The organism is Erwinia sp. 1181_3, from assembly GCF_052824965.1.
This window is the reverse complement of record NZ_VTDE01000020.1, coordinates 1-6,656: the sequence shown is the minus strand read 5'-3', so window position 1 is coordinate 6,656 and position 6,656 is coordinate 1. Positions and strand designations below refer to the sequence as shown.

The window sequence follows — 6,656 nt, the reverse complement described above, 5'->3', positions numbered from 1 at the left end:
GGATATTGTGCGTACCCAGGGCGCCATCAGCGCGGCGAAGGACGCCAGAGACAAGATGGGCAGTATCACCGATGCCGACAGGGACCAGGCGCAGAGAGACTGGGTGAAAGCCCATCCGGGTCAGACCCCGGATGAGAACGCCATCAACGGCCAGGTTTACCAGAACTTCTACGACCAGGCGTTTAACGCCACCGGGCTCGGCACCGGCGGCGCCGTCCAGCAGGGTATCCAGGCCGCCACCGCCGTGGTGCAGGGCCTGGCGGGTGGCGATATCACCAGCGCGATAGCGGGCGGTATGGCCCCGTATCTGGCTGAACAAATACATAAGCGGGCACCCGATGAAGCGAGTCGTGTGATGGCTCATGCTGTGGTTGCAGGAGTGCTGGCTGAGGTGCAGGGAAGAAACGCAGCAGGTGCTGCTGCCGGAGCGGCTACAGCAGCCATCGGGACGTCAGCGATTGCAAAAGCGATGTATGGTACGGATGACTTCAATAACCTGGGAGAGACGCAGAAACAGACTGTCAGTGCACTGGCGACACTGGCAAGTGGTCTGGCAGGCGGACTTGCGGGAGATAGCAGCACATCAGCATTAGCCGGAGCGCAGGCCGGGAAAAATACCGCAGAAAATAACGAGATGTTCAGTCTGCCAAAAGGTATGACCGACTACAGTCAGGGAGCTTCTACGCTTGGCATGTCGATGATCGATGCCGGAGTGACAACGGAAGAAGTGAATGCGGCATTAAGCAAAAATGTGAAAGGGGACTTACCCGATGGTGCGAATATAACGAAGGCTATCGTTGAGGGTTATACAGATATCGCGCTGGTCGCGGGAGCAGCTTATTTAGGGCCAGCGGCATCGGCGGGTAAAGTGGTGGGTGGGGCAATAATATCTGAAATTGCCAACGGCAGTTATCAGTGGTTCGATCTGAGCCAGCCTGGAAACGAAAAGAAAACCTGGGATTATAAGGGAAGTATCTCAGCAGGAATTACGGGAGCGCTTGCTCCGGGGCGGGGAGTGTGGCAGAACACCGGTATGGCAGCAGGTGGCGCGATGTTTACTGATGGGCCAGATATAGGATCTATTGGTGGGGCGGCTACTGGAGCATGGGTTGGCGGTGGTTTTGGTAAGTTTGCACCGGGGATTGTGGACTCAGTAACGGGAAAAGAAATACCTGGATTAATATTTGATTTTACAGGTTCTTTCGGAAGCGAGATTTTAGGTGGATATATCAAAGATGGAGTAAATACTAAACCTCAACTTCCCACAGAAAAAAAGGAGGGGGGAAATGATTAGTTATATTAAATTATTTATATATTCATGTTTTTTTTGTATTTTACTTGGATTTGTGCTTTTGGGTGTTGGCGTGTTATTTATTTTTTTAACAAAAGGAGAGTTATTTTTTCCTATCTATCATGTAAAAAGAACACTTGTTTTTGGATGCATTGCAGGAACAGCAATTACAGTTGCTACAATAGTTTTTAATCTTATCGACAAGTATAACTCGCGAAAAACGCCCCCATCAGATCCCGATTAATTTTCACAAGAAATCCCAGCCTCCGGTTGGGATTTTACTTTATTAGTCCGTTCTTCGACAAAGAGAAAGAGCAGAAAGACTGGGTGAAAGCCCATCCGGGTCAGACCCCGGATGAGAACGCCATCAACGGTCAGGTTTACCAGAACTTCTACGACCAGGCCTTTAACGCCACCGGGCTCGGCACCGGCGGCGCCGTCCAGCAGGGTATCCAGGCCGCCACCGCCGTGGTTCAGGGCCTGGCGGGCGGCGATATCGCTGCGGCCATTGCTAACGGTTCAGCGCCGTATCTGGCCGAGGCGATTGGTCACAGAATGGGTATCGACAATAACCCCGAAGCGAAAGCGGTGGCCCACGCCATCGTCGGCGCAGCGCTGGCGGCCGCCCAGGGGCAGAATGCCGCAGCGGGCGCGACCGGCGCGGCGCTCGGTGAGATAACGGCGGGGATACTGAAGGACCAGCTGTACGGTGATACCCCGGCTGCTGACCTGACCGAAACGCAGAAACAGACCCTGAGCGCTCTGGCAACCCTGTCCTCCGGGCTGGCCGGTGGCCTGGCCGGGGACAGTACCGAAAGTGCCGTTTATGCCGCGCAGGCAGGGAAGACGACGGCGGAGAATAACTATCTGAGCGAGAAACAGCAGGCTCAGAAAGATAAAGAAATCGCAGCATGTCAGACCCTGGCCTGCAAAGCCGGAGCGCAGGCGAAATGGACTGCGATAGACTTGGGACAGGATGGCAGCTATGCAGCGGGGATGATTGCCGGAGTTCCGGCAGGGCTGTACGACACGATAGACAGCATCGTGAAAACGGCCAGCAATCCGCAGGAAACCTATGACGCCCTGAAATCGCTGTTTAACAGTGGAGATGTACTGGGCAACGTGTCGGACGCGGTAAAACAGTCCTATATTGACCGTATCGATCGGATGGAAGCGGAATACCAGCGAGCCGGAGCCAGCGGTTCATTTAATGCGGGTGTTGAAGGCGGTAAGCTGGTTACGGATATCGCCGGGCTGCTGGCTGGCGGTGCAGGGGTTGTTAAAGGTGGCGCGGTACTGACGGAGAAGGTTGTAGCAAAAGTAGTATCGAAAGCTGAAAAAGCCATACCTGATATACCGCCATCAGCCTGGAAATCTGGAGAGGGTGAATTTAGTCCCAAACCGGATAAGACGGTGACGAACGTTGAGCATCCCATTGGTAAATATGACTTTAATTCATTGAATTACAAAACCAGTATAGATAAAGGCACCACCACTATTACTTACCCTGATGGGATGAGTTTCAGAATTGATCAGCCGAAGCATCTGGCAACAGTCGATGGATTCACACAGAAAAATGGGATCTCGGGAGGACATAACTCCAATGCGTTTTACACTGCGGCTGAGGAATACAATGTGAAAATTGTGAGTGAAACACCTACGGCTGTGAAGGGAATATCAGAAGTAAAATATCTGATACCTACTAAAGATCGTACCGGGGAATTGACTGGAAACTATAAAAAAAATCTCGAGACAAAGACGATTTATGATCCTAAAATATTTACTGATAATAAAATTTTAGACTTAGGTCAGCAAGCTGCTACAAATGGATATAAAGAAGCTGTATCGAAGGGAGTGAATCAATATGATGCCAGTGCAGGTGGGGTAATATTCAGGATTTATCTTGATCAGAAAACTGGGCGAGTTACTAACTTTCACCCCAAGTAGAATTTTAAAAGGGAGTAAAATTTTGACTAATATCATCAGTTCTAATCAGGATGAGTTTTCAAAGCTTAATGAATTTTTATTTGAGCTACCATACGATTATTCCAACAATGATTGGATTGTTAAGTCTTATTTTAATCGCATGTATAATGATCGAAAATTTATGGAAGTAATTGAATGTCTTGCCAATGGGCATGGATATAATACTGATGGTTCATATTGTAATTTTCCAGATATGGAAAGTTATGATGAAAGTGAGCATTTTGAAGGTGTTGAGTTTTCATCGGGCTATCCACCTTCTGAAGCAGATACATTCATTGTCAGTGAAGAAACTTGTTATCAGTATACCCGTATAGCCTGTGAAAAATATCTCAAGCTTCACCCCGAAGATACGGAAAAAGTTAACGAATTACTGGCTAAATTTCCCTCATGATTTGAAAACCCCAACCCTTACGGTTGGGTCTTTACTCTATACATCAGTGAGTTATCAATAGAAGGTTGTACCTAAGCCATCGTTACCGACATGGAAGGCCGGTGAAGGTGAATTTAGTCAAAAGCCGAATGGGGCGGTTCCTAATGTTGAACACTCAGGTGGTAAATTCAACGGCAATAATATTCCTTATGATAAACCAATTCTTAAGCAAGAATATGTCGATATTCTATCTCCAGAGATGAAACAGCATATCTTGTATGGTGATAAGCCGGGGAGTTGTGGTCATATTTTCCCAGGACACCCAGGAAAACTACTTTCCCGAATAACTGGTCGGCAGAGAAGATCATTAATGAGGTCGGAGATATAGCCACTTCCCCTAATACTAAGTGGTTCGCGCAGACCGGAACCGGTGGTGTTTATACTAGTAAAGAGCAGGTGACTATCTTGATGACTTTAAACCTTCCCCCACACCTCTGGAACTGGTTAAAGAGCAGGCTGGCAAAGGTTCACAAACTGCATATATCAGGATGGATCATATCCTTAACGGGGAAGTGAAAACCCTCAAGGATGGGACAAAAGCTGGATCTGGTGGCCACTATATTCGTGATTCAAATATTAAAGTAGATAAGGTAACGGGTACACCTGATTCCAATGGCGTTTCGACAGGATATATATCAGTGAGAGATCCAGCAACGGGACAATGGATAAATAAGAAAGCTGAAACTACATTCTTCCCTGAGCAGTGGTCAAAAAGACAGACGGCTCAGGAGATTGAGAGTGCGTTCAAAAATTCTGAAAGAATACCTAATACAGAAATGTGGAGCGGGAAATCATCTAGCGGTGTGAAGATTCAAGGCTATTATGGCAAACCCGATGGAACAGGTGCGACTGCATGGCCTGTTTATACAGGGAGGAATAAGTAATGTTGAATGATAAAATCATTTTCTGGTGGGATGAAAATAGTAATTTATTTGTTCCTGTAGGTGGAAAAATACGTAACTCCTTTGATGGAGGGGTATTGGGGTATGGAGCACGTGAGATTTCAGGGTGGTTATCCAATGACATTCAATATGGTATTCATTCTGTTGATATCTGGTTAAAAAACCTCACTGAGCTTGCATCAGGAAAAACAACTGAAGGCAACTTCGGAATAGGTAATGCCCATTGGGTGATGGTTACGCATGATAAAGTATTTATTGGGTGTGAGTATGTGGAAGAGCAACAGGTGCTTTTAACCATAGAGCAAACATTATATGTGCTGGAGCAGTATCGTTTATTCCTGGAAGGATCTTATACAAAAGACTTCCCGCCAGAACCAATCGATGTTGAGTATCTTGCAGAAGGTAGAGATGCTATCACACAGTATGATTCTTTAGACGGGGCATATTGTTTACCTTATTAATAATTAATAAAAACCCCGCCCTTAGCTGACGGGATTTTTTTACAACCAGACAGTGGAGAGTAATTATCTGAGTGCGGAACAGACCACGCCCTAGCTAGAAAAATAAAAACCTTCCTCCACAAATGAAGAACGAAATCGACTAATAGAGCCTGTATCCAAAGCTGAAGCTACTCAGCAGCAGAACGATGGGGGAGATTTCAAAAGAATAACTGACTCAACAAAAAGATTAATTATTAAGATAAATTCAATCCCCAGGCTGCAACACAGATTGCAAGAAACTGACATAATATAGTATTAATCAACTTAACCCAGTGATTGATAACTATGAGAAACTGAAATGGAGTAACAATATACCTAAAGCAGCAATTGCGACTATTTCTTTGGCGATACCCGTGCTGAGTAAAGCGGTTGCACCTGCAATTGGTGAATGGGTAGGAAGCCAGGCGGTTGCTCAGAGGCTTGTTGGTGCAGGTATTGCAGGTGCAGCCAATACAACCTCACAAATACAAAACATGCTCAACGACCCGAAAGAACAATTTAATCCTGCAAGCTTGTTTATTGCAACGATTTCTGCGGGAGTAAGTACTGGCATGAAAATACCGGGAACTGTTATCGTCAGCACCGTGGGTGCTGGCATAGATGGTATGATTGATGGTAAAAATCCAATCCCCAAAATGGTGGGTGCAGCAGGAGGAGCATTCTTAGGATATTACAGTGGGCTAGGTGTTGAAAAAATTACAAACGCATATCTAAATCCTTGGAAAAATGGTTTCAAAGACTCGAAAAACTCGATTTTTCCTTGGATCACAAACCCACCAAAAATAAGCCCTATACCATCGCAGGGTGGTGCTGCAGTTGGTTCCTATTTCTCAGAAAGAGCGGGTAAGCACTTTGAAGAAAAAACAGAGAGTGCCATAAAATGAAATTATTTAGAGAGCTATTATTTCTATTCTTCTTTATGGCTGCATTCACGCTAACGTTTACCATTGGGAATATTTTTGTTTCTTTTTCTGATAGGATTTTGTTATTTTTACAGGATAGTCAGTGGAAACAGTACGGCATGGTTGATTTATGGAATGATACTCATTCAGGCATCATGATTGGATCTACCTTAGGAATCATATGGTTCATTGGGTTACAGTTTTTCAAAAAAAATAGAAAACCCTGGTAAGTAATATTAGTAATCCAACGGGAGAATCAAGTACCGAAAGTGCAAACAAAGTATTAAATGACACCGTCGAAGAAACAAAAAAAGAGTGGGGAAATGAAAAAAATACATTACTTCACCTACCTTTCATTTATTTTATCATCAATGATGATCTTCATATTTATTATAATTAAACTATTGGCGGCCATATTTTTCTATGTAACTAAAGGTATATTTTATTTCGGTTATGAAAGTCTCATTGAATATGCAGTGATCGCGATATGTTCGGGTTGCTTTTTAAGCACAGTATCTTGTCTTATTCAATATTTTCAACATAAAAAGAATAGGTAATTCATGACAGGCTAAAACACTTATTCACGATAGATGAGGTGGTATAGGTAGGTTTTCGGAATACAAATTCCTTCTGTCTACTTTATGA

The 6,656-nt window shown here is 45.0% G+C and carries 8 protein-coding genes; all 8 read left to right on the top strand.

Annotated features, from left to right (window positions below; all coding sequences use genetic code 11):
• The coding region (locus tag FY046_RS23470; protein ID WP_446186527.1) for a VENN motif pre-toxin domain-containing protein at positions 1-1,294 on the top strand (1,294 nt) is incomplete at its 5' end.
• A complete protein-coding gene (locus FY046_RS23465; protein WP_167863551.1) occupies positions 1,287-1,535 on the top strand; it encodes a hypothetical protein in 249 nt (82 codons plus the stop codon). The genes FY046_RS23470 and FY046_RS23465, both read left to right, overlap by 8 nt.
• Before the next feature lie 83 nt (positions 1,536-1,618).
• The gene (locus tag FY046_RS23460; protein WP_446186526.1) at positions 1,619-3,238 is read left to right on the top strand and encodes a VENN motif pre-toxin domain-containing protein; all 1,620 of its coding nucleotides are present in this window, start codon (positions 1,619-1,621) and stop codon (positions 3,236-3,238) included.
• The gene (cdiI, locus tag FY046_RS23455; RefSeq protein WP_346775693.1) at positions 3,195-3,668 is read left to right on the top strand and encodes a ribonuclease toxin immunity protein CdiI; all 474 of its coding nucleotides are present in this window, start codon (positions 3,195-3,197) and stop codon (positions 3,666-3,668) included. The genes FY046_RS23460 and cdiI overlap by 44 nt, the downstream gene beginning before the upstream one ends.
• Positions 3,669-3,944: 276 nt before the next feature.
• Positions 3,945-4,223: an EndoU domain-containing protein gene (locus FY046_RS23450; RefSeq protein WP_421507589.1), complete on the top strand. Its 279-nt coding sequence runs from the start codon at positions 3,945-3,947 to the stop codon at positions 4,221-4,223.
• Positions 4,196-4,591, top strand: a complete 396-nt coding sequence (locus FY046_RS23445; protein WP_277950367.1) for an EndoU domain-containing protein — start codon at positions 4,196-4,198, stop codon at positions 4,589-4,591. Before FY046_RS23450 ends, FY046_RS23445 begins: the two co-directional genes overlap by 28 nt.
• A complete protein-coding gene (locus FY046_RS23440; protein WP_446186525.1) occupies positions 4,591-5,070 on the top strand; it encodes a hypothetical protein in 480 nt (159 codons plus the stop codon). Before FY046_RS23445 ends, FY046_RS23440 begins: the two co-directional genes overlap by 1 nt.
• Positions 5,071-5,381: 311 nt before the next feature.
• A complete protein-coding gene (locus FY046_RS23435; protein ID WP_446186524.1) occupies positions 5,382-5,993 on the top strand; it encodes a hypothetical protein in 612 nt (203 codons plus the stop codon).
• The last annotated feature ends 663 nt before the right edge of the window (positions 5,994-6,656 follow it).